This is a genomic window from Bacillus sp. JK74 (genome assembly GCF_053663395.1).
Genome location: NZ_JBSJQB010000013.1, coordinates 1 through 1,124 on the forward strand (window position 1 = coordinate 1; position 1,124 = coordinate 1,124).

General features: G+C 42.8%; 5 tRNA genes and 1 rRNA gene. All 6 read right to left on the minus strand.

The annotated features are described in order from the left end of the window. Nucleotides 1–220: 220 nt before the first annotated feature. The 6 genes from ACWJJ5_RS19190 to rrf all read right to left on the minus strand — a co-directional run bounded on the left by ACWJJ5_RS19190 (nt 221) and on the right by rrf (nt 1,104). Nucleotides 221–297: transfer RNA gene (locus ACWJJ5_RS19190), tRNA-Pro, on the minus strand. Nucleotides 298–313: 16 nt separating this feature from the next. Beyond that, nucleotides 314–390 (minus strand) — tRNA-Arg (locus tag ACWJJ5_RS19195). Nucleotides 391–422: 32 nt separating this feature from the next. After that, nucleotides 423–497, minus strand: a tRNA-Gly gene (locus ACWJJ5_RS19200). Nucleotides 498–793: 296 nt separating this feature from the next. Next, nucleotides 794–866 (minus strand) — tRNA-Thr (locus ACWJJ5_RS19205). Between the two features lie 2 nt (nt 867–868). Further along, nucleotides 869–943 (minus strand) — tRNA-Asn (locus ACWJJ5_RS19210). A gap of 45 nt (nt 944–988) precedes the next feature. Beyond that, nucleotides 989–1,104, minus strand: a 5S ribosomal RNA gene (gene rrf / locus ACWJJ5_RS19215). Between the last annotated feature and the right edge of the window lie 20 nt (nt 1,105–1,124).

Here is a 1,124-nt window from a genome sequence, read left to right on the forward strand (position 1 = left end):
TTCAAAGATCATTACCGCTTGTTGAAGCAGCTTTATTATCTTACCACTCAGCTTCTTTTATGTCAACAACTTTTTTTAAGTTGTTTCCGAAGCTTTTTGTTGTTGTCTGCTGTCCATCAGCGACGTTTAATAATATACCACGGTGCTTCTCTATAAATCAAGCATTTTTTTAAAAAAGAGAAAAAAAGAAAACCAGTATATTATCTTTAAAGCTTGAGAATGGTCGGGAAGACAGGATTCGAACCTGCGACCCCATGGTCCCAAACCATGTGCTCTACCAAGCTGAGCTACTTCCCGATTTTTTAAAATATTATGGCGCGCCCGAGAGGAGTCGAACCCCTAACCTTTTGATCCGTAGTCAAACGCTCTATCCAATTGAGCTACGGGCGCAATTAATTTCACAATATCCCGTTGGGATAAAATGGAGCGGAAGACGGGATTCGAACCCGCGACCCCCACCTTGGCAAGGTGGTGTTCTACCACTGAACTACTTCCGCAAGTAAAAATGTAATGCATGGCCAGAATACAGCCTCAGATGGCGGTAAACCGTATTGTTATTTTATACTGTTCATTATGACAAAAGTAATTATATCAAGGTTTTGATAAAAGTCAATACCGTTTAACAATTAATTATGTTAATCTCTTTTGCATCCTTGAAGAAAGGCTTCATCGGAAGACGCGCTAAATACCTATACCTTAACTGGTACAATCAGCAACGGATTTTTACTGAACTAAACAAAAAATAACAGTTCCATAACGTGCGGAAACTGCTTCAGATCAACGTATTTAGATAAGCTTCCAAGCGGGCTCGAACCGCTGACCTCTTCCTTACCATGGAAGTGCTCTACCTGCTGAGCTATGGAAGCAATGGCTCCGCAGGTAGGACTCGAACCTACGACCGATCGGTTAACAGCCGATAGCTCTACCACTGAGCTACTGCGGAATATTATAAGCTTCATAAACAAAAACATGGTAGATAAAATAAAAAGCTTGGCGGCGTCCTACTCTCACAGGGGGAAACCCCCGACTACCATCGGCGCTGAAGAGCTTAACTTCCGTGTTCGGCATGGGAACGGGTGTGACCTCTTCGCTATCGCCACCAAACCATTGAGAGTGTTCTCTCA